The sequence below is a fragment of the Pedobacter sp. BG31 genome, assembly GCF_042464845.1.
Taxonomy (GTDB): domain Bacteria; phylum Bacteroidota; class Bacteroidia; order Sphingobacteriales; family Sphingobacteriaceae; genus Pedobacter; species Pedobacter suwonensis.
In genome coordinates this window covers 1-264 of sequence record NZ_JBHNZK010000074.1, presented here as the reverse complement: position 1 = coordinate 264, position 264 = coordinate 1, and the positions used below count along the sequence as shown (strand labels likewise).

Genomic DNA, 264 nt, shown 5'->3' with positions numbered 1-264 from the left:
CATTGGCCAGGTTGGCAAATACGTTTAATGTTTTTAAACCGGTCTTCCTGGCAATAGTCTTTCCGACAGCATAATCAAGGTTGATGTACTGTATGCGGATATGGTCGCCCTTATCAATCAGCTCTTCCGAAAAGCGGTAAAAAGATTCCCTGCTGCTTGATAAGGGATAGGGCATTGAGGGTACCTGGGTAAATTGTTCATCGCCCGGGGTTTTCCAGCGGTTGCCATAATCGGCATGGCCACCACCATTGGCAAACAGGTTGG

Annotated in this window: 1 protein-coding gene; it reads right to left on the bottom strand. The window is 47.7% G+C overall.

Annotated features, from left to right (window positions below; translation table 11 throughout):
- Positions 1 to 264: hypothetical protein (locus ACFE6N_RS23585; RefSeq protein WP_378940390.1), on the bottom strand; the 264-nt coding region annotated here is incomplete at both ends.